The sequence below is a fragment of the Bradyrhizobium sp. USDA 223 genome, from assembly GCF_044909005.1.
Classification (GTDB): Bacteria; Pseudomonadota; Alphaproteobacteria; order Rhizobiales; family Xanthobacteraceae; genus Bradyrhizobium; species Bradyrhizobium yuanmingense.
Genome location: NZ_JBIYDR010000001.1, coordinates 3,813,832 through 3,838,997 on the forward strand (window position 1 = coordinate 3,813,832; position 25,166 = coordinate 3,838,997).

Genomic DNA, 25,166 nt, shown 5'->3' on the forward strand with positions numbered 1-25,166 from the left:
GTCTTCAATTTCTTGGGTCGTCGATCAGCTGCCGGACGCCGCGCGGTCGATGAACAGACTGCCTTTGGTGACGATCTGCTCGCCGGGTTTCAGATTGCTGGTGACCTCGACGAGGTTGCCGTTGATGAGACCGATCTTGATCTGGCGCAGCTCGACCGACTTGTCCTCGCGTGCGACCCAGAGGCGGACCTTGTCGGCCTCGTAGATCAGCGCCTGCTTCGGCACCGCCGGCGCGGCGCGGTCGCCGGCCGAATAGATCGTGACGTTCGCGAACATTTCCGGCTTGAGCAGCCCGTCCTTGTTGTCGATTGTGGCGCGGACCAGCAGGCGGCGGGTGGCGGGGTCGATCGCGGCGGCAACGTAGTTGATCTTAGCGCTGAACGGACGGCCCGGCAGCGCCATCACGTTGACGGTGATGTCCTGCCCGGTGCACACCGCGGCCGCATCGCTCTCGCGCACGAAGGCGGTGAGCCAGACCGTGGAGAGGTCGCCGACCACGAAGACCGGATCGCTGGCGCCGGAATTGACGTATTGGCCCGGGCCGATCTTGCGCTGCACGACGGTGCCGGAGATCGGCGAATGGATCGTGATCTCCCGATCGATGACGCCCTTTTCCTGGAACGATTTGATGGCCTCGTCGGTGAAGCCGAGGATGCGCAGCTTGTTGCGCGCGGCTTCCAGCGCCGTCATCGAAGAGCGCATGTCGTTGCGCGCCTGCACCTGGGCCGCTTCCGCCTGTTGGTAATCCTTGAGCGGAATGGCATGGCCCTCATAGAGGTCCTTGGCGCGCTTGAACTGGATGTCGGAGAGCTCGAGCGCCGACTTCGCCTTGTTCTGCGAGGTCATCGCCGCGATGAAATCGTTCTGGGCCTGCACGGTGTCGGCGGCCTCGATCGTAAACAGCGGTTGACCTTGCTTCAGCGTCTCGCCCGGCTTGGCGAGCAGCTTGGTGACACGGCCTGCATAGGGCGAGAACACCGGCGTCGAGCGGTCTTCGTCGACCGCGACCTTGCCCTCGGTGACATACTCGGCCCGGAAGCTCCTGGCTTTGACCGGCTCGATCGTCAGCGTCGCCCATTCGGACGGCGTTGGCGCGAAGGTCTGCGCATTTCTGCGCGACTGGCTCGAGATCTCGGAGTGATTCTTTGCCTTCGGGCCCGAAGAGAACAAGCCGTACGCTCCGACACCGGCGCCGGCGAGAGCTAGTAAAACTATGGATGCGATCACCCGTTGTTTTGCAATCAGGTGCAATCGCTTGATATTTTCAAGTGCCATGGGGCCCGGGCGTGTCTGCGACGATCTCGGCAAATGAGTGCCTCGTCGATCGCGCTAATAGTGCCGAATTGAGAGTTCAAACAACCTAAAAAGCGCGTGGCCCTTTCCGTTTGCTTTAAAATCTTGCGACACGTCAGCTTCACGTCAGTCCCACGTCAGCTTCATGTCAGCTTCGGCCCGGCCATTGTGCCGGATGACTGCCGAGCGGCATCGCCGGACGGCTCCATTGCGCCGGCGTCTTCGACAGAAGTGCGGAATGCTGCACCGCCTTCAACATGCCGAAGCCAGATTGCATGTGCTGCATAAACGCAGCATCTACGGCTTCTCCCCCAAGATCCGGGATATTCGATCCGCCCTCGAGCCGGCCGAGATTCCACAGCCAGCGCCCGGTCTGCGCCAGCGACACGCGCACGTGCCAGCTGCCGCCTTCGCGAACTTGGCGTGCCTTGGCCATCATCGCGCCGAACGCCATCAGAAAACCGGTGGCGTGATCGAGCATCTGTGCCGGTAATTCCTTGGGACCATCGATGCCGGCGGCCTGGCCTTCGGCATGGTTGAAGCCGGTCGTAGTCTGCACCAGCGAGTCGAAGCCGCGCCGCTCGGCCCAAGGACCGGCATGGCCGTAGGCTGACAACGTCACATAGACGATGCCGGGCGTGATGTGCGCCGCGTCCTCTGGCGCAAAGCCGAGCGCGGCGAGCGCGCCCGGACGATAGCCTTGCGAGAAGATGTCGGCGTCCTTCAACAGCTCGCGCAGCTGCGCCCGCCCGGCCTTTCTCTTCAGCTCGATGAAGGTGGTGAGCTTGCCGCGGCCGGTGTCGATGGTGAGCCAGTCGATTGCGGGCAGCTCCGGGCCTGACACCAGCAGCACGTCCGCACCGTGCGCTGCGAGCGTGCGGCCGGCGACGGGGCCGGCGATGACGCGGGAAAGATCGAGCACGCGAAGGCCCGAGAGCGGACGATCGCCTCTTGGCCACAGCCTAGGCGGCGCCTCGCCGATCTTCTCGATCGAGAGCAGCGGCAATCGCGCGAGCGCGCGCGCCTGCGGGTGCGCGGACCATTCGTCGTAGGAGCGCATCAAGGCGACGGCGCCGCACGCGGCGTAGGCCGCGGTTTCGAAGTCCTCGCCTTTCCACTGCATCAGCGCGGCCTGCACCTTCTCGCGCTCGGGCTCGCAGCCGAGCACCTTGCAGACGGCGTCGCGGTGATGCGGAAAATTGGTGTGGCAGCGAACGAAGCGGCCATCGCCGGTTCGGTAGACGCCGGCGATCGCGTCCCAAGCCGGCGGCGGCGGCTTGTCGTCGAGGCGCAGATAGCGCTCGGAACGGCATTCGGCGACAGCGTGGCGGATGTCGACGGAGACGTCCTGCGCCTCGCCGCTGCGCAGCTTCCATATCTCGGCGGCGGCAAGGCCGGCCGCCGCGATCGTGGTCTGGCCGGCGACGGCAACGCGAAACGAGGACGGTATTTGCGGCTCCTCGCCAGTCAGCCGCACGCGGCCGAGCGCTGTCGGATCCCCGCCAGCGGAGGTCCAGATGCCCTCGAGGATGTCGGCGGGGCTTTGCATGACCGCTTCTCTCCCTTGCGATTGAGCATGATCTTTCGGAAAACCGCTGCACACTTTTCCGGATCATGCTGTATTTTTACGACCATCCATCAGCACATAAGGGAATGCAATGGTCGCCATCGATCCCCTCATCGCAGGTGCCGTGTTCATCGCGACGGCGGCCACCGACGCCGTCTATGTCATGTTCACCTCGGCCGTGATCGCCCGCAAGCGCATCCCCGCGGCGAACTGGAGCGCGATCTGGTACCTGCTCTCCTCTTACGCCGTGATCAGCTACACCGAGAACGCCTTCTATGTCGCCTTCGCTGCGATCGGCTCCTGGGCCGGTGCCTATGCCTCGCTGACCTTCCTGCACCGGCCGCCCGGTGGCCCGCCGGTCGGGGCGGCGCCCGAGTGAGGTGGGCCCTGCCTCTCCCCACGTCATTGCGAGCGCAGCGAAGCAATCCAGGATCTTTCCGCGGCTGCAGTCTGGATTGCTTCGTCGCAAGCGCTCCTCGCAATGACGATCGAGAGACTTCTGAAGCTTTCTTGAAACAGCTACAGTCGCACGACCAACAAAACGGAGCCAACCATGGATCTCGGTCTCAAAGGCAAGAACGCCGTCGTGCTCGGCGGCACGCGCGGCATCGGGCGGGCGATTGCGGCGACGCTGGCCGGTGAAGGTGCCAATGTCGCGGTGTGCGCCCGCAACGCCGATCAGGTTGCTACCACCGTCGCGGAGTTGAAGGCGAGCGGCATCAACGCCACCGGCGGCCCGGTCGACGTCACCGACGGCGCGGCGCTCAAAAACTGGATCGAGGCTGCAGCAAAAGAGCTCGGCGGCATCGACCTTTTGTTTTCCAATGCCGGCGCAATGGCGCAAGGGCACGATCCCGCATCCTGGGAGCAGAATTTCCGGCTCGACGCGCTCGGCGCCGTGCACGCCTTCGACGCCGCACGGCCGTTCCTCGAGACAAGCGGCGCCGGCAGCGGCGATGCCGCGTTCGTGATCATCTCGTCGATTTCAGCGGCGCAGGCGGACGCGGCCAGCTCCTACGGCCCGATCAAGGCCGCGCTGATCCACATGGCCAAGGGACTGGCGCGGCAATACGCGAAGAAGAAGATCCGCGTGAATGTCGTGTCGCCCGGCACCGTCTATTTCAAGGGCGGCGTCTGGGAGATGATCGAGAAGAACATGCCGGAGCGGTACCAGGACGCGATGAAGCGCAATCCGACCGGCCGCATGGCGACGCCGCAGGACATCGCGAGCGCGGCGGTGTTTCTGGCCAGCCCGGTGTCGGGGTTCACGACGGGCTCGAATCTGGTGGTGGATGGCGCGATCTCGAACCGGGTGAACTTTTAAGGGACGGCATCATCAGCGACGAGCTTGTAGGGTGGCAAAGCGAAGCGTGCCCACCGCTTTCGCAACGAGATGCTAAAGCGCGATGCGATTAGGATTATTCGTCATCGCGCTTTAGGTTATTGTTTGAGCATGATCTTTTCGGAAAACCGCTTCACACTTTTCCGGATCATGCTCTAAGGTGGGCACGGCGCTTACGCGCCTTTGTCCACCCTACTGCAGCTTTGCGAGAGGCACGAGCCTCAATGGAAATCCCGCGACGGCGGCAGGATGCGGACGTTGCGGGGGTGGCGGATTTTTTGCGCAGGCATGTCCGTAAGCGCGCGGGGATCTTCGTTGAGCGGCTCGACCACGGTGGCGCCGGCGGGCAGCGGATGCTTGCGGCCGAGCGCATCGTTGGCCAATCCGACCAGATCGTGCGAGCGGTCGACCATGCGCTGGGCGATGAGATGCGTCACCTTCTCCGGGCTGCTCTGGATGTAGCCTTCGACCAGGATGAGGCGTGCGCCCATCACCTCTTTCCGGTACTGCTCCATGATCTTGGGCCAGACCACGACATTGGCGATGCCGGTTTCGTCCTCCAGCGTCATGAACACGACGCCGCTGGCGCTGCCCGGCCGCTGTCGCACCAGGACCACGCCGGCGCAGCGGACGCGTCGCCGCTCGTTCTCATGGCTGATCTCCTTGCAGGCGACGATACGCTCGCGCGTAAACATCTCACGCAAGAATTCCATCGGATGTCCCTTCAGCGACAGGCGGATGGTCTGGTAGTCGGCAACCACCTGCTCTGCGCGCGGCATCACCGGCAGCGGCTTTGCGCCTTCGTCCGGCTGCTCGCGCGCGGTCGCCGCCTCGAATAGCGGCAGCGGCATGTCGTCAGGCAGCCGCCGCACCTGCCACAGCGCTTCGCGGCGATCGAGCCCGAGCGAGCGGAACGCATCGGCATCCGCCAAGAGGATCAGCGCGCGCTTGGGCAGGCCGGTGTCGCGGGCGAAATCCTCCAGCGAGGTGAAGGGACGACGGTTGCGCGCGGCGACGATGCGGTCGGCCCAGTCGGGCACTCTCTCCACGTCGTCATTCCGGGGCGCGCATCTTGGCGCGAGCTCTGGTGCGCAATTGCGCACCTTAGAATCCATACTCCCGATCGTGGATTCCGGGCTCGACGCTGGCGCATCGCTATGGAATGACAGCTGAGAGCGCTTCAGGCGCTCCTCATCCTCGTCCAGCCAATGAAATCCATCGATCTGGCGGAAGCCCAGCCGCACGGCGCAGAATTTGCCGCTCCCCTCCTCCAGCGTGTTCTGCGCAAAGCTGTAGGACACGTCGATGTCGCGTACCTCGACGCCGTTCTTGCGGGCATCGCCGACGATCTGCGCCGGTGCATAGAAGCCCATCGGCTGCGAGTTCAACAGGCTGCAGCAGAAGGCGTCGGGGTGATAGTGCTTCAGCCATGACGAGATATAGACCAGCTGTGCAAAGCTCGCAGCATGGCTCTCCGGGAAGCCGTAGGAGCCAAATCCCTTGATCTGGTCAAAGCAGCTCTTGGCGAAATTGGGATCGTAGCCGCGGGCGACCATGTTGCCGATCAGCTTCTCCTCGTACTGGCCGATAGTGCCGACATTGCGGAAGGTCGCCATCGAGCGGCGCAGGCCGTTGGCTTCCTCGGAGGTGAAGTGCGCGGCCTCGATTGCAATGCGCATCGCCTGCTCCTGGAACAGCGGGACACCGAGCGTCTTGTGCAGCACCTTGTAGAGCTCGTCCTTGTCGCCATGCTCCGGCGACGGCGAGGGGTAGCTCACCTTCTCGAGCCCGTTCCGCCGCCGCAAGTAAGGATGCACCATGTCGCCCTGGATCGGCCCGGGGCGCACGATCGCGACCTCGATGACGAGATCGTAGAAGGTGCGCGGCTTCAGCCGTGGCAGCATGTTCATCTGGGCGCGGCTTTCGACCTGGAACACGCCGAGCGATTCCCCGCGGCACAGCATGTCGTAAACCCTGGGGTCGTCCTGGGGGACGCTCGCCAGCACAAAACGCTCGCCCTTGTGCTGGTCGATGAGATCAAAACATTTCCTGATGCAGGTCAGCATACCCAGGGCGAGCACGTCGACCTTCATCATGCTCAGCGCGTCGACGTCGTCCTTGTCCCATTCGATGAAGGTGCGATCGTCCATCGCGGCATTGCCGATCGGCACATAGGTGTCGAGCCGGTCCTGCGTCAGCACATAGCCGCCGACATGCTGGGACAGATGGCGCGGGAATTCGATCAGCTCGGTCGCAAGCTCGACCGCGAGATTGATCATGGGATTGCCGGGATCAAGCCCGGCCTGCCGGACCTGCATGTCGTTGAGGCCCTTGCCCCAGCTGCCCCAGACGGTGTCGGCGAGCGCGGCGGTGACGTCCTCGGTCAGGCCGAGCGCCTTGCCGACGTCGCGGATGGCGCTGCGCGGGCGATAATGGATGACGGTGGCGATGATCGCGGCGCGGTGGCGACCGTAGCGGCGGTAGACATATTGCATCACCTCCTCGCGCCGCGAATGCTCGAAATCGACGTCGATGTCGGGCGGCTCCAGCCGTTCCTTGGAGATGAAGCGCTCGAACAAGAGGTCCACCTTGGTCGGGTCGACCGAGGTGATGCCGAGCACGTAGCATACGGCCGAGTTCGCCGCCGAGCCGCGACCCTGGCACAAAATGTTCTGGCTGCGCGCGTAGTGCACGATATCGTGCACGGTGAGGAAATAATGCGCGTATTTCAGCTCGGCAATCAGCGCGAGCTCCTTGTTGAGAGTCGCGCGCAGCTTGTCGCCGATCTTGCCGCCGAAATATTTGTCGACGCCCGCCCAGGTCAGATCCTCCAGATGCCCTTGCGCGGTCTTGCCCGGCGGCACCGGCTCGTCGGGATATTGGTACTTGAGCTGATCGAGCGAGAACTCGATTGCGTCCGCAAAGCGCAGGGTCTGCGCGATCGCTTCGGGAAAATCCCGGAACAGCCGCGCCATTTCGCGTGGCGTCTTCAGGAAGCGCTCGGCATTGGCCTCGAGCTTCCGCCCAATCGCCTCGATCGTGGTCTTTTCCCGGATGCAGGTCAGCACGTCCTGGAGCGGACGGCGGCGGGGATCGTGATACAGCACCTCGTTGGTCGCGAGCAGCGGCACCTTTGCCTTTGCGGCGAGATCATCAAGCCGCGACAGGCGACGCTTGTCGTCGCCGCGATAGAGCAGGCTCGCCGCGAGCCACACGCCCTCGGCACGGCTATCCCTGAGTTTTGCGAGGACATCCAGCGCCCGCGCCGGCTCGAAACGATGCGGCAACGTCAACACCAGGAGCTGGCCTTCCGAGAATTCCAGGAGATCGGCCAAGGTGAGACGGCACTCCCCCTTCTCGATCCGCGTGATGTCGTCGCCGCGCTTGCCTCTCGTGAGGAGCTGGCACAGCCGGCCATAGGCCGCGCGGTCGCGTGGATAGACCAGGATGTCGGGCGTACCGTCAACGAAGACGATGCGGGCGCCGATCAACAATTTCGGCTTGTGCAGCACCTTGTCATTGTCGAGCTCCTTGTAGGCCCGCACCACACCCGCGAGCGTGTTGTGATCGGCAATGCCGATCACAGGAATTCCTAAAGCGCTCGCCTGGTGGACATAGGCGCGCGGATCCGAGCCGCCGCGCAGGAAGGAGAAATTGGTGGTGATGCCGATCTCGGCATAAGCGGGGCTGTTCATGCGAAGAGACCATGCACATACCAGCCGGGAGACGCCGGCTTGCCGTCACCGTCGAACACCTCGCCTTCATAGAGACCGTCACGAAAGATCCAGAAGCGCAGGCCCTCGGCATCCTCGATGCGGAAATAATCCCGCGTCAGCTGCTTGCCGTCCTGCCGCCACCATTCCATCGCGATGCGCTCGGGTCCCTCTACCCGCACCACCGCATGCAGCGCGCGCCGCCAGGTGAATTGATGCGGCGGGCCATCGGGCACGGTCGCGAACGGCACCTTGATCGGCTCCGGCTTGTCGAACAGGCGCAAGGGACGCAGCGGCGGCTCGCTCGCGACGCGCGCCGGCCATTCGGCCTGCATGGCAGCGGCGAGATGATGCTGCGCCGATGCGGCCAGCACCGCGCTTTCGGGAATATGAGTATCCTGCGGCAGGTGCACGACGACGCGTTTGCCGCCGATGCGCGCGGCGATGCGGTCGATCAGCGCGGCGAGCTCGTCGTTGTCGTGGACATGGGCATCGAGATCGCGCTGCTCCTGCACCACGATCTCGGTGCGGCTCGCCGATAGGCGCACCATGTCGAAGCCGAAGCCGGGATCGAGGGGATCGGCGAGTGCATCGAGCCGCTCGCGGAACAAGCGGTCGATTACGGCGCTTCGCGTCACCGGACGTCCAGTCTCGACCGTGATCGTACGCACCGCGCCATCGGTGCGGAAGAATGCCGCTTCCAGCCGCCGCGCGCCTTTGCCCTGCTTCTCCATGGACGCGATCAACGTATTGGCCAGCCGCGACAGCGTCATCGCGATCATGGTGTCGGTCGCGATCGGCTCGGCAAAGCGTTTTTCGACGATGTAATCGGGCGGCGGTTTGCGCGGGCTGATCGGCGCATCGCCCTGCCCCAGCGCATGGGCGAGCAGCGTGGAGAACCGGGCGCCGAACCGCGCCGTGATCTCGGAGGCGCTGCGCGATGCGACATCACCGATGGTCTTCAGCCCGGCGCGGCGCAGGCCGGTGGTGATGGCTTCACCTGCACCGAGCGCGGAGACTGGAAACGACCTGATCGCCTCCGCCTCCCCGCCATCGGCCACGATGGTACCCGTGGCCTGCCGCGTCAGCGTGCGCGCACAAACCGAGGTGCCGGCGATCGCCGCGTTGACGGCAAAGCCCTGACGGGCTAATGCGCGGACCAATGTCCGCAACAACGCGGCCTCGCCGCCGAACAGATGCGCGCAGCCGGTGATGTCCAGGAACAACCCGTGCGGCGGATCGAGCGCCACCAGCGGCGTGAAACGGTCGCACCAATCGGCGATATCGCTGAGCGTCTTCGCATCGGCCACGGTATCGGCGTCGAACACACGCAAGTCCGGGCACATCGCCCGCGCATTGGCGAGCGGCTGGCCAATATACAGACCGAGGCGCTCGGCGGCCTCGTCCAGCGCATGGATCACCAGCGCATTGTTGTCCTTGATGACGACGATATCAGGCTCATGATTGGGTTTACCCAGCCCGGCGCTGCCAACGAACCGCTGGATCCTGTCGATGGGCAGGCGCGGCAGCCACAGGCTGAGGATACGTCGAGGGTTCACTGAACTGGCACTCATCACAATTCCATTCCATGATCCACCGGCCGCACGGGCCATGACGATTGCGCAAGAGCTCGGCATCGAACACCGGCGCGCCCCAGGCACTCCACATCGAGCCCGGAGGCGAATGCGCCGCACGCAGCATCCATCGTGTCTCCGCGGTCGAAGGCAGCGGCTGCGCCGCCATGCGCAGCAAGAGGCCGGTAACGCCGGAAGATTGCGCGGCCAGCGTCAGTTTGCGGCTTGCCACCAGATCGAACTGCCTGACATCGCCCCAGAGCTCGAGCACGACGGCGCCCAGCGCATCGCAGGCGAGCGCGTCGGCCGAGGTGCGCAGCGCACTCTCGACATCGGCGGCGCGCACCATCACCACACGGCGAGGGTCGAGGCCTAGCTCGGATAACCCGCTCATCGACAGCGCACCGGTTTCGAGCTCCGAAAAATCCTGCCGCACCCACAATAGCGGCCGGCGCGCGCTCACGCGTCCCGCAAGGCCCATGACGAACCCCGTCGCAGCCGCGCCCTGACGCCCTTCGCAAAACACCTCGTGGATCGCCGCGCGCGCGAGCCCGCCTTTCAGCACGGCGTCGGCCGCGCCATGGCCGAGGGCGATGCGATCGCGCGGATGCACGACCTCCGCCGTCTCGATGCGCTCGATCTGGCCGCGCAGGATCGCAAGCGCGCTCATACGTGCGCCGCTCATGCTCGCCGCTCCTCAGAGGTGATTGCCGATGGCTCTCAAAAAGAGAACCAGCAGCTGGCTCATTTGTTCATGATATGTTCTAATATAAAGCTAACGGCGCCGGCAGAGTCAATCGAATTGGCGCATCCAAAGATTCATGAGCGGAATCAAAGAGATTCAAACATGGACGTACAACGCAAGCTGGAGATTCTGGCGGATGCCGCCAAATACGACGCATCCTGCGCTTCCAGCGGCACCGAGAAGCGGGATTCCAGCGACGGCAAGGGCATGGGCTCGACCGCCCCAAGCATGGGCATCTGCCATTCCTACGCGCCGGACGGACGCTGCATCTCCCTGCTCAAGGTGCTGCTGACCAACGCCTGCAATTACGATTGCCTTTATTGCGTCAACCGCGCCTCCTCGAACGTCCCACGCGCCCGCTTCACCATCGACGAATTGGTCAAGCTCACGCTCGACTTCTACCGGCGCAATTACATCGAGGGCCTATTCCTCTCCTCCGGCATCATCCGCAGCCCTGATTACACGATGGAGCAAGTGGTGAACGTCGCGCGAAAACTGCGCGAGGAGCATCACTTCCGCGGCTACATCCACCTGAAGACCATTCCCGAGGCCGACGACGCGCTGATCGCCGAGGCCGGCAAGTATGCCGACCGCCTTTCGATCAACATCGAGATGCCTGAAGAGACGAGCCTGCAGCAATTCGCGCCGGAGAAGGACGTGCGCGCGATCCGCCGCACCATGGGCCGGCTGCGGCTGAAGCTGGACGAGGCCGAGGACAGCCGCAGCGCGAAGACAAAGGCCAAACCGCAGCGCTTCGCGCCCGCCGGACAAAGTACGCAGATGATCGTCGGCGCAGATAGCGCCTCCGATCACACCATTCTCCACACCAGCGCCAATCTCTACGGCGCCTACCGGCTGCGGCGCGTCTATTACTCCGCCTTCAGCCCGATCCCCGACGCGAGCCATGCTTTGCCTCTGATACAGCCGCCGCTGCTGCGCGAGCACCGGCTCTACCAGGCCGACTGGCTGATGCGGTTCTACGGCTTCGACGTCGGTGAGATCGTCGACGACAGCGCGATGCTGCCGCTCGACATCGATCCCAAGCTCGCCTGGGCGCTGCGCCACCGCGACCGCTTCCCGCTCGACGTCAACCGCGCCAGCCGCGAGGAGCTGCTGCGGGTGCCGGGCTTCGGCACCAGGACGGTCGAACGCATCCTCGCGACGCGGCGCACCACCACGATCCGCCTCGCCGACCTCGCGCGGCTGCATGTGCCCCGCAACAAGGCACTGCCGTTCATCGTCCTCAGCGATCACCGTCCCGCACCGCATCGTCTCGATGCTGCCGGGCTGATCGAACGGTTCAAGCCGAAAGCAACGCAACTGGGATTTGGCTTCTGATGCAGTACATCATGCTCGACACCGAAACCGATTTCGACGGCTGGCGCAAAGCCGCGCGTAGCCTCGTGCTCCATCACGTGCCGCCCGGCGAGGCCACCTGGACCGTGCAGGGCCGTGAAGCCGAGCTGTTCGCGCCGCAAGCGCCGTCTCCGATCCTCGAGGTGAACGACGGCACGTTCACCGTCTCGGCAAAATTCGTCGAGCTTGCCAAGGCGGCGATCCTGCATCGCGACAACGAGCGCTTTGCGATCCTGTATCGCCTGCTGTTCCGGCTGAAGGACAATCACGATCTCATCGAGGTCGCGACCGACCCCGATGTCGCGCTTGTCACGGCCATGGCGAAAGCGGTCTATCGCGACGAGCACAAGATGCATGCCTTCGTGCGCTTCCGCGAGATCGGCAGGGAACGCCAGGCGCACTACGTCGCCTGGTTCGAGCCGGAGCATCACGTCGTCGAGCTCGCCGCGCCGTTCTTCGCCAAGCGCTTTGCCGACATGCCCTGGTCGATCCTGACGCCGGACCTCTGCGCGCATTGGGACGGCCATGCGCTCTCCTTCACGCCGGGCGTCAGCAAGAGCGAGGCGCCGGGCGAAGACCGGCTGGAGGAAACCTGGCGGCGCTACTATGCCAGCATCTTCAATCCGGCCCGGCTCAAGGTGAAGGCGATGCAGGCCGAGATGCCGAAGAAATATTGGAGGAACCTGCCCGAGGCCTCGATCATTAAGCCCTTGATCGAAGACGCCGAGCGCATGACCGGCGCCATGATCGCCAATGCCGCAACCGATCCGCACAAGCCTCAGAAGCGGCCGGAGGCTCCGATGAGACGCAAGCCAGCTGCCGACGATCTCGAAACGCTCCGCGAGGAGGCCGCGCATTGCCGCGCCTGCCATCTCTACAAGGACGCGACACAGACCGTGTTCGGCGAAGGGCCGAAGAATGCCAACATCATGCTGGTCGGCGAGCAGCCCGGCGACAAGGAAGACCTCGCCGGCCATCCCTTCGTCGGCCCGGCCGGGCAAATGCTCGATCGCGCGCTGGAGGAGGCCGGCGTCGACCGCAAGAAGGTCTATGTCACCAACGCGGTGAAACACTTCAAATTCGTGCCGCGCGGAAAGATTCGCCTGCACCAGAAGCCGAACACACCCGAGATCCGGGCGTGCCGGCAATGGTATGAGCGGGAAGTTTCGACAATCCAACCGGATCTCATCGTGGCGATGGGCGCCACCGCCGCGCAAAGCGTGTTCGGCAAGATCACCCCTATCGGGAAGAACCGCGGCCGGTTGATCGAGCTTCCCGAAGGCCGCAAGGCGCTGGTGACCGTGCACCCGTCCTATCTGCTGCGACTGCCTGATCCCGAAGCCAAGGTTCTGGAATATCGGCGCTTCGTCGAAGATCTGAAGATCGCCGCCGGCCTGCAGAAGAAGGCCGCACGGGCTGCGTGAATACAGCGGGAAATGGCTTCACGCCGTTGTTGACGATCCGATCTCTCAAATAGACAAGGGCCCGTGGAATGCACGGGCCCTTTCATCTGTGCTTCGGACCCGGTCCTACGACGCCGCGAGCTGCTCCTCGACCAGCTTCACCCAATAGGACGTGCCGTAGACGATCGCCTCGTCGTTGAAATTGTAGGCGGGGTGATGCAGGCCGGCGCTGTCGCCGTTGCCGCAGAAGATGAAGGCCCCGGGCCGCGCTTCCAGCATGTAGGCGAAATCCTCGCCGCCCATCAGCGGCGCCATCTCGTGGACATGGGCCTCGCCCGCGACCTGCGTGGCGATGCGCCGTGCCACTTCGGTTTCCGCCGCATGATTGTTCACGACCGGATAATTGCGCTTGTAGTGCAGGTCGATCTTGGCGCCGGTGATCTGCGCCATGCCCGCCACGACTTCATGCACGCGCTTCTCGACCAGCTTGCGCACCTCAGGCGACAGTGTGCGGATGGTGCCTCTCAGGGTCGCGGTCTGCGGAATGACGTTGCGGGCATTGCCGGCGTGGAATTCGCAAATCGATACGACCGCCGATTCCAGGGGATCGACGCTGCGCGAGACGATCGACTGCAGTGCGGTGATCACCTGCGCGCCGACCAGCACGGAATCGACGCATTTGTGCGGACGCGCGGCATGGCCGCCAACGCCCTCGATCATGATGTCGACCTCGTCGGTCGCCGCCATGATGGGGCCTGGCCTGATCGCGAACGAGCCGACCGGGATGCCCGGGCCGTTGTGCATGCCATAGACCTGCTCGATGCCGAACCGCTCCATCAGGCCATCCTTGACCATGGCCGCGCCGCCGGCGCCACCCTCCTCGGCGGGCTGGAAGATCACCACGGCATCGCCGGCGAAATTGCGCGTCTCGGCGAGATAGCGGGCCGCCCCGAGCAGCATCGCGGTGTGGCCGTCATGGCCGCAGGCGTGCATCTTGCCGGGGATCTTGGAGGCGTAAGGCAGATTGGTCTGCTCCTCGACCGGCAGCGCGTCCATGTCGGCACGCATGCCGATCACCTTGAGCCCCTCGCCGGTGGGCTTGTTGCCCTTGATCACGCCGACGACGCCGGTCTGGCCGAGACCGGTCACGACTTCGTCGCAGCCGAACTCCCGCAACCGGTCAGCAACGAATGCTGCGGTGCGGTGGACATCGTACAGCAGCTCGGGGTGCTGATGGATGTCCCGCCGCCAGGCCTGGATATCGGGTTGAAGGTCGGCGACGCGGTTCACGATGGGCATGGAAGGTCTCGAGCTGTTGGAAATACAGGATTGTCTACCATGCAAGCGTCGGTCCACCCAACCGCCGGCAATCGGGGTCTAGCCCTGTTCACTTGGCATGGCCGGGCTTGTCCCGGTCGGCTGCGTCTGCCTATTAAACGGAAAGCAAAGAGAATCCGGGTGGACGCAGAATGCCGAGGCGGCTTGAAGGTGAGTTTGACTACATCGTCGTCGGAGCCGGCACCGCGGGCTGCATCGTTGCCAACCGGCTGTCGGCTGCCCCAGGCAACCGCGTTCTCATTCTTGAAGCCGGTGGCGACGACAACTGGATCTGGTTCCATATCCCGGTCGGCTATCTCTTCGCCATCGGCAATCCGCGTTCGGACTGGATGTTCAAAACCGAGGCCGAGCCCGGCCTGAACGGCCGCTCGCTGGCGTATCCGCGCGGCAAGGTGATCGGCGGCTGCTCGGCAATCAACGCCATGATCTCGATGCGCGGACAGGCTGCCGACTACGATCATTGGCGCCAGCTTGGCCTGACCGGCTGGGGCTATGACGACGTGCTGCCGTTGTTCAAGAAGCTCGAAGACCACTTCCTCGGCGCCAGCGAGCATCACGGCGCCGGCGGCGGCTGGCGCATCGAGGCACCGCGGCTCTCATGGGCCATTCTCGACGCGGTCGGTGACGCCGCCGAGGAGATGGGCATCAAACGCATCCCGGATTTCAACACCGGCGACAATGAAGGCACCAGCTATTTCCACGTCAACCAGAAGCGCGGCCGGCGCTGGTCCTCGGCGCGCGGCTTCCTCAAGCCGGCCTTGAGGCGCCCCAATCTGCGGCTCGAGAAGCACGTGCTGGTCGACCGCCTCATCATCGAGCAGGGCCGCGCCGTCGGCGTGCGCTTCATCCAGAACGGCGAGATCATCGAGGCGCGCGCAAAGCGCGAGGTGGTGCTCTCGGGAGGCTCGATCGGCTCGGTGCAGGTGCTGCATCGCTCCGGCATTGGGCCGGCCGACTGGCTGTCGCCGCTCGGCATCGACATCGTCATGGACAAGCCCGGCGTCGGGCGCAATCTGCAGGATCACCTGCAGCAGCGCGCGATCTACAAGGTCGAGGGCGCGCGCACGCTGAACGAGACCTATTACAATCTGTTGCGCCGCGGCCTGATGGGGCTCGACTACGCTTTCCGCCGCCGCGGCCCGCTGACCATGGCGCCGTCGCAGCTCGGCATCTTCACGCGCTCCGATGCGACGCGCGCCCGCGCCAACATCCAATTCCACGTGCAGCCGCTCTCGCTCGACAAGTTCGGCGATCCCCTGCACCGTTTCCCTGCGATCACGGTGAGCGCGTGCAATCTGCAGCCGACCTCGCGCGGCACTGTGCGGTTGCGCGCGACAACGCCTGACGAGAAGCCGATCATCGCGCCAAATTACCTGTCGACCGACGACGACCGCCAAGTCGCCGCCGACGCTATTCGCACCACACGGCGCCTGATGCAGCAGAAAGCGCTGGCCAAATATCGCCCCAGTGAATATCTGCCCGGCCCCTCCGTCGGCGACGACGATGCCTCCCTCGCGAAAGCCGCCGGCGACATCGGCACCACCATCTTCCATCCCGTCGGCACCGCGAAGATGGGCACGGCGAACGATCCAATGGCGGTGGTGGACGAGCGGTTGCGCTTCTACGGCCTCGACGGCCTGCGCATCGTCGATGCCTCGATCATGCCGACGATCACCTCGGGCAACACCAATACGCCGACCGCGATGATCGCTGAGAAGGGCGCCACGATGATCCTGGAGGATGCGAAGTAGCATCCCATCGCTCATGATCGATCCGTACCGTTTCTCAATCGGTCCCGCCGACGCAGAGATCGCCATGCTGCAATGGGGCGAGAGCGGTAAGCCGCCTGCCCTGCTCGTACACGGCACCGGTTTCGTCGCCGACGTCTGGCACGAGGTCGCGCGCGAGCTCGCATCGACCTACACCGTCTATGCCCTCGACCGCCGCGGTCATGGTGCAAGCCACAAGCCTGGCGCCTATCACTTCCTTGATTACGCCGACGACATCTGCCGTTGGTCGATACGCTCGATCTCCGCGACATCTACGGAATCGGCCACAGCGCGGGTGCGACCGATCTCCTTCTCGCGGCGAAACTCCTGCCCGGTCGCTTCGCGCGCCTGTTCGTGATGGAGCCGACCGTCATGGACCCGCGCGCGGCGCGCTCCGGCGGATTGAGCGAGGAATCGCTCGCCCGCGTGCAGGGCACGCTGCGCCGACGCGCCGAGTTCGACAGTCCCGACGCCGTGTTCGAACGTTACCGCGCAGCACCGGCGTTTGCGGATTGGACCGAAACCTCGCTACGGGCGTATGTGCGCCACGGCTTCGCGCCCCTGGATGACGGCCGTATCCGGCTCTGCTGCACGCCGGAAATCGAAGCCGCGATCTTGCTCCCCATCTACGAGGCGATGGAGCAGGTCTACATTGGGGATGCCCGCGGCAATCCGTTTGCCTCGCTCACCAAGCTCGAGTGTCCGGTGCGCGTCACGACAGCGGCGAAGTCGGGTCCAATCTACAAGGAGATGGCGAGACGCGCTGTGTCGCTGATCTCGGGCGTGACCACGCGGGTTTTCGAGAATGCCGGCCACTGCGTCGCGCAGGAAGTGCCGGAGCACGTGGTGGAAGCCGTGCGCGAGTTTGCCGGGTAAGTTTCGGCCGCGGACGAGGCGGCCTGAGCGATCGTCTCTAGGCCGACCGTCGCACCGCGTTGTCCACCAGCGTCTTACCGAGCGACCAGATCGCACCGGGGACCTTGTGGCTACCGGCGATGACGTCGTCGAAGGCGCGCTCGATCCAGGCGCAGTCTTCCTCGGTGATGGTGAGCGGCGGCAAGAGCTTGATGGTGTGGCTGCCGTGGCCAGCGACTTGCGTCAGGATCTTGTGATCCTTGAACAGCGGCACGGTGATGAGCTGGCAGAACAGGCCCTTGTTGGCGGTCTCCAGCACGTTCCAGGAGGCCCGCAGGCGCAACGATTTCGGCGGGCCGAATTCGATGCCGATCATCAGGCCCTTGCCGCGGACTTCCTTGAGCAGCTCGTAGCCCGGCACCATGCGCGTCAGCGCGAGGCGCAGCTCGGCACCGCGCTTGGCGGCTGCATCGATCAGCTTCTCCGATTCCATGACGTCGAGCGTGGCGATGCCCGCGGCCATCGCGAGGTCGTTCTTGGAGAAGGTGGAGCCGTGCACCACCGCGCGGTCCATCTGGTTGAAGATCTTGTCGAAGATGCTCTTGCGCGTCAGCACGGCGCCGACCGGCACGTGGCCGCCCGACAGCGACTTCGACAGCAGCACCATGTCGGGCTCGACGTTCCAATGCTCGACCGCCAGGAAGCGGCCAGTGCGGCCCATGCCGGTCTGGATCTCGTCGGCGACGAACAGCGTGCCGTATTTCTTGCAGAGTGCGGCCGCGCCGGGCAGGAACTCGTCGCTGGGCATGTTGACGCCCTTGCCCTGGATCGGCTCGACGACGAAGGCGGCGACCTCGCGCGAGGCCAGCGCCTTTTCCAGCGCGGCCAGGTCGTTGAACGGGATCGCGGTGCAGCCCGGCAGCAGCGGCTCGAAGCCGGTACGGAAATTCGAATCGCCGGTCAGCGACAGCGCGCCGTAGGTCAGCCCGTGGTAGCCGTGGGCGCAATAGACGATGCCGGGACGCCCCGTCGCGCCGCGCGCGAACTTGATCGCGGCCTCGACGCATTCCGCGCCGGAATTGGCGAAGAACGCCTTGTCGAGATAGGGAACGTATTTCAGGAGGCGCTCGGCCAGCACACCGGCGAGCGTCGAGACGTCGAATTGGACGAGGTTGGGCAGGTCGGCATCGAGCACGCTCTTGAGCGCCTCGCGCATGACGGGATGGTTGCGCCCGATCGCGAACACGCCGAAGCCGGACAACAGGTCGAGATAGCGCGCACCCTCGCGGTCGTAGAGATACTGCCCATGCCCCTTCTGAAAGCCGACATCGTAGCCGATGGTCTTGAGAACCCGGACGAACTGCTCGTTCAGATACCGGTTATGCAGGGTGCTGCGCTGGGCCTGACGGTCCGCGAATAGCTGAGACATGTCTGGATTTGGGCTGTGCATCCGCTACATACTTCGGTTGAGGGCCGTCTCGTCAACTGAAAACGGACCGTTGCTGAAAACGGTCTGTGCGGCCTTTTGCCCTTTTTCGGACCATCTTCGCAAGCACAGCTTTAGACCATGTTGCACTGCCAAGGAACACACATGCGTTTGGCCCTTTACACCGGACTAATACTGGCTGGCGGTTACGCCGGCCCGACGCCCGCGCTCGCCGCGGATCCGACCGGCGACTGGCGGGTCGCCGACGGCGTTGCCAACATTCGCGTCGCCCAATGCTATGGCAGCATGTGGGGCGCGGTTTCCTGGGAAAAACAGCCCGGCGGACGCGACCAGAACAATCCGGACGCCTCGAAAAAGAACAGGCCGACGCTCGGCATGGCAACCCTGATCGACATGAAGAAGAAGCCCGGCGTCGATCAGTGGGAAGGACAGGTCTACAACGCCAACGACGGCCAGCTCTACAGCGCGACCATCACGCCGGCCGGTCCCGACCAGCTCGAGATCAAGGGCTGCGTCATGGGCTTCCTCTGCGGCGGCGAAACCTGGACCCGGGTCGGCCCGCCGATCCCTTCGAGCCCTGCCAACGCCATGGCCAAGGGCGCAGCGAAATCCAGCGGCACTGCGCCGAAGCCCCAAGGGGGGCAAGCGGGGCAAGGGGCCCAAGCAGCCCAAGCCGGGAGCGGCACCACCACGCCTGCACCTGCTGCTCCCAAGGCCGCCGGCGCAGCCAAGCCCGGTCAGAAGGGCGCCGCCGACCCGGTCGGCGACATCTGCCTACTCCCTGAGATTGCGGGGTTTGCCCATTAGGGCCGGCTGGAACAGCAGCACGGCGGCGAGCGTCGTCACCAGCGAGAGCGCCAGCAGCTTGCCCATGCTGGACGTGCCGGGATGGCTCGACAGCCACAGGCTGCCGAACGCGGTCGCCGTGGTCAGCGCGCTGAAGAAGATCGCGCGCGTCAGGCTGGTCTGGAGCAGGTTCGTCCTGCCCGAGCGCCAGGCCACGACATAGTAGATCTTGAACGCCACGCCAACACCGAGCAGCAGCGGGAGCGCGACGATGTTGGCGAAGTTCAGCGGCAGTCCGATCAACACGCAGATCTCGAGCGTCACCACGCCGGCAACCAGAAGCGGCACCAGCGTCATCAGCACGTCGACGAAGCGACGGAGCGTGATCCACAACAGGAGCCCGATCACCAGCAGCGCATAGATGCCGGCGTGGATGAACGCCTTCACGACGGTATCGCCGGATTTCAGGATCGAGACCGGCCCGCCGATCGCAGTCGGCTCGGCCTGGAGCACCGCTGCCGCAAATCTGCGCAGCGTATCGTTGTCGTTGGGATCGCCCTTGGGCAGCGCCTCGACACGGATGATGCCGTCCTTGCTCTTCCAGGCGCTGACGAGCTCGGGCGGCAATGAGTTCAGTGTGACGGGCCCGGCCTGCATCGCGTTGCGGAGCTGATCGAACACGATCTTCAATGGCGTGACGAACACGTCCTGCGCCTTGTTGCGTGTGGCCTCGTCGGCACTGGCGAGCTTTTCGAGCGCGCCGGCGAGACGGCGTGAGGCGACAGCGCCAGGGCCCTTCGCGTCGCCCGCCGTCCGGCGCAGATTGTCGACCGAAGATTTCAGCGATTCGACATTCTCCTGGTCCGTCGGCGCCGCATCGATCTGATCGGGGTTGAGGGCGGGATTCAGCACCTTGGCGCCCTGCGCGATGAGCTTCAGCTTCGGCGGCTGGTCCTGCGGCACGAAGCTGTCGAGCGACATCACCCTGAGCACCTCAGGCACCTTTTCCAGCTTCGCCTCGACCTGCTTCGCCTGCTCTTCCGACGTCGTCATCACGTTGACGGCATTGGCCCCGGTGTTCGGATCCTTGCGCAGATCGAGGAAGGTCGCGATCGACTCGGCGTGCGGATTGCGCAGGTTCATCGGGTTGAAGTCGAACTTCATGAAGTAGAGCAGCGGCAGGCCGCCGAGCGCGAGCAGCAGCGTGCCGCCGACGATCAGCACCCGATGCTTTTCGAGGAAGTGGTCGAGCGGCGCCAGGAAGGCGTAGCCGACGGGCTCCGGCTCGCCGGGCGGGTTCAGAAGCTTGAGCAGCGCCGGCAGCACGGTGATCGACGAGATGAACGCCACTAGCATGCCGACGCCGGCGATCTGGCCGAGCTCTGCGATGCCCTTGTAGTCGGTCGGCATGAAGCAGAGGAAGCCCGCGGCCGTCGCCATCGCCGCCAGCGACAGCGGCACCGCCGAGCGCTTGGCTGCCAGCACCAGCGCGCCGGCGAGATCGTCGTGCTTGTAGCGCTCCGAGCGGTAGCGGACGCTGTACTGGATGCCGAAATCGACTCCAAGGCCGACGAACAGCACCGCGAACGCAATTGACAGCAGGTTGAACGATCCGACCATCATCAGGCCGGCTGCTGTCGTGATCGCCAGGCCGACGAACAGATTGACGAACACCGCGAAGATGATCTTCGACGAATGCAGCGCGAGCCATAGGATGACCAGCACGACGAGAATCGTGCCGACGGCGTTGACGACAGCGCCCTCCTGAACGGTCGCGTATTCCTCGTTGGCGATCGGCACCGGGCCGGTCAGCCGCACCCGCGCTTGGTATTTGCCAGCAAAATCCAGATCCGCCGCCGCTTTCCGGATCGCGTCGGTCGCATCCTTGCCGGGCTCCAGCGCGTTGTAGTCGAGAATCGGCTTGAACTCGATGAAGGTGCGCTTGTCGGAATCCTTGAGCGGCTCGTCGCTGACGAGTTCGCGCCAGGAGAAGCTGGCGTTGCCCTTGTTGAGCACGGTCTCGACTGTCTGCGCGATCAGGTTGAAGGGCCGCTCGGTGCTGTCGAGCTTGACCTGGCCCCGCTTGACGCCGGCAAGGCCGGTCTCCAGCGCCCCGGTCAGGCCGCGGATCGAGGGATCGCCGGCCATGATCTCGATCAGCGGCGCGGCGGCTTCGAACTGGCCGGTGATCTTGCCGACCTCCTCGGTCGGCAGGAACAACAGGCCGTTCCGCTCGAAGAACGCGCCGCTGCCGAGCTGCTGCATCGAGTGGAAGTTGGTCCTGTCGTCCTTCAGCTTGGCATAGAGCGCGTCTGCCGCGGCGCTCGCCATTTCCGGCGTCCTGGCCTCGACCACAGCGAGGATCATTTCGTTCTGATCGAACGCCTTGTCGAATTGCTGGTCACGCTGCCGCCAGTCCAGATTCTGGGCAATCAGCGAGTTGATATCGGTGTTGATGGCGAAGTGGCGCGCAGCGTAATAGCCCGCCCCCACCGACAGCAGGAGCCCGAGAACGACGACGAGGGAGGCAAACCGGGTGCAGGCCCTGACGATGGCAACGACGACGCTTTGCAGCACTTCTTTTCTTTCTGCGGTTAACAGCTTGCCGGAAACGCCCGCTGTTTATCGGAGTTCCCGGCCGAAACCTATTGCTGTTTTGGGTGGTTCTCGCCGCCAGAAGGTTCGAGGTAAACGGCGGGAGACCGTGGCAAAATCATGCGGGGCGGCCGGTATAGCCAGGGAGTTGAGGCGGGAACGTGACGAAGGACTATGCAGGAATGTCGCGCACGTAGGCACACCACAATCCCTACTAAAATACCTCGGACGCCTCCCTCAGCGGTTCCACCTTCCCCTACCGCCGATTTTTTGACACAAAGTATTGCGCCTCCATGCGCCGGAGCCGTCCACAGGGGTGGGTGGCTACCGCAGGCGCGAACCAATGGTGCGGATATTGCAACTCATTGGTCAGTATCGGAGTGCCGCTTGGGGACTGCAAAGAGCGGATTGGTGCAACTTGCGTGATGGGCGTCCAATGGAAGTTTATCTGGCGCAACCGCGCGGCTTCTGCGCGGGGGTGGTGCGAGCAATCGAAATCGTGGAGCGGGCGCTGGAGAAGTACGGCCCGCCCGTCTACGTGCGCCATGAGATCGTGCACAACAAATACGTCGTCGAGAGCCTGAAGGCCAAAGGCGCCATCTTCGTCGAGGAACTCTCCGAGGTACCGCCGAAGGCGGTGACGGTGTTCAGCGCCCATGGCGTCGCCCGTAGCGTCGAGGAAGAGGCCGCCGCGCGCGACCTTCCGGTGCTCAATGCCACCTGCCCGCTGGTCACGAAAGTTCACAATCAGGGGAAGCGCTACATCGGCAAGGGCCGCACCCTGATCCTGATCGGCCATGCCGGCCATCCCGAGGTCGAGGGCACGATGGGCCAGGTCCCGGGGCCGGTGCAGCTCGTCCAGAGCGTTGAAGAGGTTAAGGCGCTGACCCTGCCGGCGGATACGCCAGTGGCCTACATCACCCAGACCACCCTGTCGGTCGACGACACCAAGGACATCATCGCGGCCCTTCAGGCCCGCTTTACAGACATTCAAGGTCCGGATATCCGGGATATCTGCTATGCGACACAGAACCGCCAATCTGCGGTAAGGGACTTGAGCAAGCTGGTCGACGTGATCTTGGTGGTGGGCGCTGCCAACAGCTCGAACTCGAACCGGCTCCGCGAAATCGGCACTGAGGCCGGCGTCGCGAGTTATTTGATTGCCGACGGCAGCGAGCTCAATCCGGAGTGGTTGAAGGATGCCAGGACCGTCGGCGTCACGGCCGGCGCTTCGGCGCCCGAGGTACTCGTGGATGACGTGATCGAAGCGATGCGGCGGATCGGACCGGTAAAGGTCTCGGTGTTGCCGGGCCGCGAGGAAAACATCGAATTCCGGCTTCCGGCCCAACTGGCCGCGAGCTGACCCACCCGAATTAAAAAGCCCAGAAAGAAACCTGTAATGGCCATCCCGTTCTTCAAGGAAATGCGTATCGGCGGCTATTTGCTCAAGCAGAAACTGCTTGGCCGCAAGCGCTATCCGCTCGTGCTGATGCTGGAGCCGCTATTCCGCTGCAACCTCGCCTGCGTCGGCTGCGGCAAGATCGATTATCCCGATGCGATCCTCAACCGCCGCATGACGGCGCAGGAGTGCTGGGACGCCGCCGACGAGTGCGGCGCGCCGATGGTCGCCATTCCCGGCGGCGAGCCGCTGATTCACAAGGAGATCGGCGAGATCGTGCGCGGCCTCGTTGAGCGCAAGAAGTTCGTCTCGCTCTGCACCAACGCGCTGCTGCTGGAGAAGAAGCTCGATCTGTTCGAGCCCTCGCCCTATCTGTTCTTCTCGGTGCATCTCGACGGCCTGCGCGACCACCACGACAAGGCCGTGTCGCAGAAGGGCGTGTTCGACCGCGCGGTGTCGGCGATCAAGGCGGCCAAGGCGCGCGGCTTCACCGTCAACGTCAACGCCACCATCTTCGACGGCCACCCGGCCGAGGAGATCGCCAAATTCCTCGACCTCACCACCGAGCTCGGCGTCGGCGTCTCGATGTCCCCGGGCTACGCCTACGAGCGCGCGCCGGACCAGGAGCACTTCCTCAACCGCACCAAGACCAAAAAGCTGTTCCGCGACGTCTTTGCGATGGGCAAGGGCAAGAAGTGGAATTTCATGCATTCCGGACTGTTCCTGGACTTCCTCGCCGGCAACCAGGAATACGAATGCACCCCATGGGGCATGCCCGCGCGCAACATCTTTGGCTGGCAGAAGCCCTGCTACCTGCTCGGTGAAGGCTACGCGAAAACCTTCAAGGAGCTGATGGAGACCACCGACTGGGATTCCTACGGCACCGGCAAGTACGAGAAGTGCGCCGACTGCATGGCCCATTGCGGCTACGAGCCCACGGCCGCGACCGCAGCGCTCAACAATCCGCTGAAGGCGATGTGGGTGGCGCTGCGCGGCGTGCGGACGAGCGGCCCGATGGCGCCGGAGATCGACCTCTCCAAGCAGCGCCCGGCGCAGTACATCTTCTCCGAGCAGGTCCAGAAGAAGCTCTCGGAGATCCGCAAGGACGAAGCTGCGGCTGCGCAGGCGAAAGCAGCGCAGAAGGCGTCGACGGCGGCGTAAAGCGCAGAGCCCGCAGCCCGGATGGAGCGCAAGCGAAGTCCGGGATGGTCTCTCCAAGGCCCCGGATTACGCTTCGCTCCATCCGAGCGACGAACGTCGAAACAAAAAGGCCCGGACGCCGATGGCAACCGGGCCTTTTTTTGCTTGTTCGCCGCGAGCGCCCAAGGAGACCTGAGTCGATCCGCGGGCTGCGTTCCCTTCCCTCCTCGGTTGGCCGGCTCGGGGCGCCCCTTCTGCAAAAAATGAAAAACAACCCCATGCACAGTAGAACCACGGCACCCCTGTCGCGATCTTCGCGACCATCACGGCTTTGCCGATCACGCCGACGGGGCGCTTCTCGCCTTTACGTCAGTCGGCATTGGAGCTAGCCCCTTTCACCTTGCCAACAGCCGTCATCCAGTCTTCCCACATTGCTGGATCGCTCGGAAATTTGTCGGTCAAGGTGGACCTTGAAAGGCCGCCGAGAAGCATGGCTATGTCGTCAGAATGCATTCCGTCACGACGCCAATAGGCGTCAAGGAACTCCACCATGGCATCATATGCTTGCAACTCATCAAGATGCAGAACGGGGGTAATTTGGCGATCCATAGTGCCAAGCCTATAGGAGGCGGCGTCGGAATGCGACAGGTGCGTCAACGTAAGACGCACCAGCGTCATCCAGCCGATTGGGCGGACGATCTGTCAGATGATGACCGCGATTACGGAGAGCGGTGATCGGCAAGAGATGGGTTTTGCAAGGGCTCAGCCCAACCTACCGGGCTGCTACCGTCACTAAAATAAAAAGGCCCGGACGCCAATGGCGACCGGGCCCTTTCTTTATACT

At 64.2% G+C, this 25,166-nt stretch carries 17 protein-coding genes and 1 pseudogene; 9 read left to right on the top strand and 9 right to left on the bottom strand.

Annotated features, from left to right (window positions below; genetic code table 11):
• Positions 1-24: 24 nt before the first annotated feature.
• On the bottom strand, positions 25-1,275 hold the full coding sequence (locus ABIA40_RS17650) for an efflux RND transporter periplasmic adaptor subunit (RefSeq protein ID WP_404542426.1): 1,251 nt from the start codon (positions 1,273-1,275) through the stop codon (positions 25-27).
• 166 nt (positions 1,276-1,441) lie between these two features.
• Positions 1,442-2,842 (bottom strand): CoA transferase, encoded by a 1,401-nt coding sequence (locus tag ABIA40_RS17655; protein WP_271545263.1) that lies wholly within the window; start codon positions 2,840-2,842, stop codon positions 1,442-1,444.
• A gap of 109 nt (positions 2,843-2,951) precedes the next feature.
• Between ABIA40_RS17655 and ABIA40_RS17660 the strand changes: the two genes are divergently transcribed.
• Positions 2,952-3,239, top strand: coding sequence for a hypothetical protein (locus ABIA40_RS17660; RefSeq protein WP_135168054.1), 288 nt, complete (start codon positions 2,952-2,954; stop codon positions 3,237-3,239).
• A 174-nt stretch (positions 3,240-3,413) separates the two neighbouring features.
• Complete coding sequence (locus ABIA40_RS17665; protein ID WP_404542429.1) at positions 3,414-4,184, top strand: SDR family NAD(P)-dependent oxidoreductase; 771 nt, start codon at positions 3,414-3,416, stop codon at positions 4,182-4,184.
• A gap of 239 nt (positions 4,185-4,423) precedes the next feature.
• On the opposite strand, the gene ABIA40_RS17670 is transcribed toward ABIA40_RS17665, so the two are convergent.
• From ABIA40_RS17670 to ABIA40_RS17680, 3 genes are read right to left on the bottom strand one after another with little or no spacing between them, the layout of a single operon-like run.
• Entirely contained in the window at positions 4,424-7,897 is a 3,474-nt protein-coding gene (locus tag ABIA40_RS17670; protein WP_271545265.1) for an error-prone DNA polymerase, read from the bottom strand.
• Positions 7,894-9,489 carry a DNA polymerase Y family protein gene (locus ABIA40_RS17675; protein WP_271545266.1) on the bottom strand — a complete coding sequence of 532 codons (1,596 nt, stop codon included), beginning with the start codon at positions 9,487-9,489 and terminating at the stop codon, positions 7,894-7,896. The genes ABIA40_RS17670 and ABIA40_RS17675 overlap by 4 nt, the downstream gene beginning before the upstream one ends.
• On the bottom strand, positions 9,386-10,174 hold the full coding sequence (locus ABIA40_RS17680; RefSeq protein WP_271545267.1) for an ImuA family protein: 789 nt from the start codon (positions 10,172-10,174) through the stop codon (positions 9,386-9,388). The genes ABIA40_RS17675 and ABIA40_RS17680 overlap by 104 nt, the downstream gene beginning before the upstream one ends.
• A 162-nt stretch (positions 10,175-10,336) precedes the next feature.
• On the opposite strand from ABIA40_RS17680, the gene ABIA40_RS17685 reads away from it, so the two are divergent.
• The gene (locus tag ABIA40_RS17685) at positions 10,337-11,572 is read left to right on the top strand and encodes a putative DNA modification/repair radical SAM protein (protein WP_271545268.1); all 1,236 of its coding nucleotides are present in this window, start codon (positions 10,337-10,339) and stop codon (positions 11,570-11,572) included.
• Positions 11,572-13,014, top strand: a complete 1,443-nt coding sequence (locus ABIA40_RS17690; RefSeq protein ID WP_404542433.1) for a UdgX family uracil-DNA binding protein — start codon at positions 11,572-11,574, stop codon at positions 13,012-13,014. The genes ABIA40_RS17685 and ABIA40_RS17690 overlap by 1 nt, the downstream gene beginning before the upstream one ends.
• Positions 13,015-13,119: 105 nt before the next feature.
• On the opposite strand, the gene ABIA40_RS17695 is transcribed toward ABIA40_RS17690, so the two are convergent.
• Positions 13,120-14,292: a M20 aminoacylase family protein gene (locus ABIA40_RS17695; RefSeq protein ID WP_036023104.1), complete on the bottom strand. Its 1,173-nt coding sequence runs from the start codon at positions 14,290-14,292 to the stop codon at positions 13,120-13,122.
• Positions 14,293-14,462: 170 nt separating this feature from the next.
• Here ABIA40_RS17695 and ABIA40_RS17700 point away from each other — a divergent pair, with 170 nt between their 5' ends.
• Both ABIA40_RS17700 and ABIA40_RS17705 read left to right on the top strand, forming a co-directional pair.
• Positions 14,463-16,082: a GMC family oxidoreductase gene (locus tag ABIA40_RS17700; RefSeq protein WP_404542436.1), complete on the top strand. Its 1,620-nt coding sequence runs from the start codon at positions 14,463-14,465 to the stop codon at positions 16,080-16,082.
• A 13-nt stretch (positions 16,083-16,095) separates the two neighbouring features.
• Positions 16,096-16,976, top strand: a pseudogene (locus ABIA40_RS17705) (alpha/beta fold hydrolase).
• A gap of 37 nt (positions 16,977-17,013) precedes the next feature.
• Here the strand turns inward: ABIA40_RS17705 and hpnO are convergent.
• On the bottom strand, positions 17,014-18,405 hold the full coding sequence (gene hpnO / locus ABIA40_RS17710) for an aminobacteriohopanetriol synthase HpnO (protein ID WP_404542439.1): 1,392 nt from the start codon (positions 18,403-18,405) through the stop codon (positions 17,014-17,016).
• A 141-nt stretch (positions 18,406-18,546) separates the two neighbouring features.
• On the opposite strand from hpnO, the gene ABIA40_RS17715 reads away from it, so the two are divergent.
• On the top strand, positions 18,547-19,209 hold the full coding sequence (locus tag ABIA40_RS17715; protein WP_404542441.1) for a DUF2147 domain-containing protein: 663 nt from the start codon (positions 18,547-18,549) through the stop codon (positions 19,207-19,209).
• Here ABIA40_RS17715 and ABIA40_RS17720 read toward each other — a convergent pair.
• Positions 19,177-21,765: an MMPL family transporter gene (locus ABIA40_RS17720; protein WP_404542442.1), complete on the bottom strand. Its 2,589-nt coding sequence runs from the start codon at positions 21,763-21,765 to the stop codon at positions 19,177-19,179. The two genes, ABIA40_RS17715 and ABIA40_RS17720, sit on opposite strands and share 33 nt — an antisense overlap.
• A 454-nt stretch (positions 21,766-22,219) precedes the next feature.
• Between ABIA40_RS17720 and ispH the strand changes: the two genes are divergently transcribed.
• Positions 22,220-23,146, top strand: coding sequence for a 4-hydroxy-3-methylbut-2-enyl diphosphate reductase (ispH, locus tag ABIA40_RS17725; RefSeq protein WP_157281381.1), 927 nt, complete (start codon positions 22,220-22,222; stop codon positions 23,144-23,146).
• Positions 23,147-23,182: 36 nt separating this feature from the next.
• Positions 23,183-24,343 carry an adenosyl-hopene transferase HpnH gene (gene hpnH, locus ABIA40_RS17730; protein WP_128262668.1) on the top strand — a complete coding sequence of 387 codons (1,161 nt, stop codon included), beginning with the start codon at positions 23,183-23,185 and terminating at the stop codon, positions 24,341-24,343.
• A gap of 348 nt (positions 24,344-24,691) precedes the next feature.
• On the opposite strand, the gene ABIA40_RS17735 is transcribed toward hpnH, so the two are convergent.
• Positions 24,692-25,000 carry a hypothetical protein gene (locus ABIA40_RS17735; protein WP_404542446.1) on the bottom strand — a complete coding sequence of 103 codons (309 nt, stop codon included), beginning with the start codon at positions 24,998-25,000 and terminating at the stop codon, positions 24,692-24,694.
• Positions 25,001-25,166 lie beyond the last annotated feature (166 nt).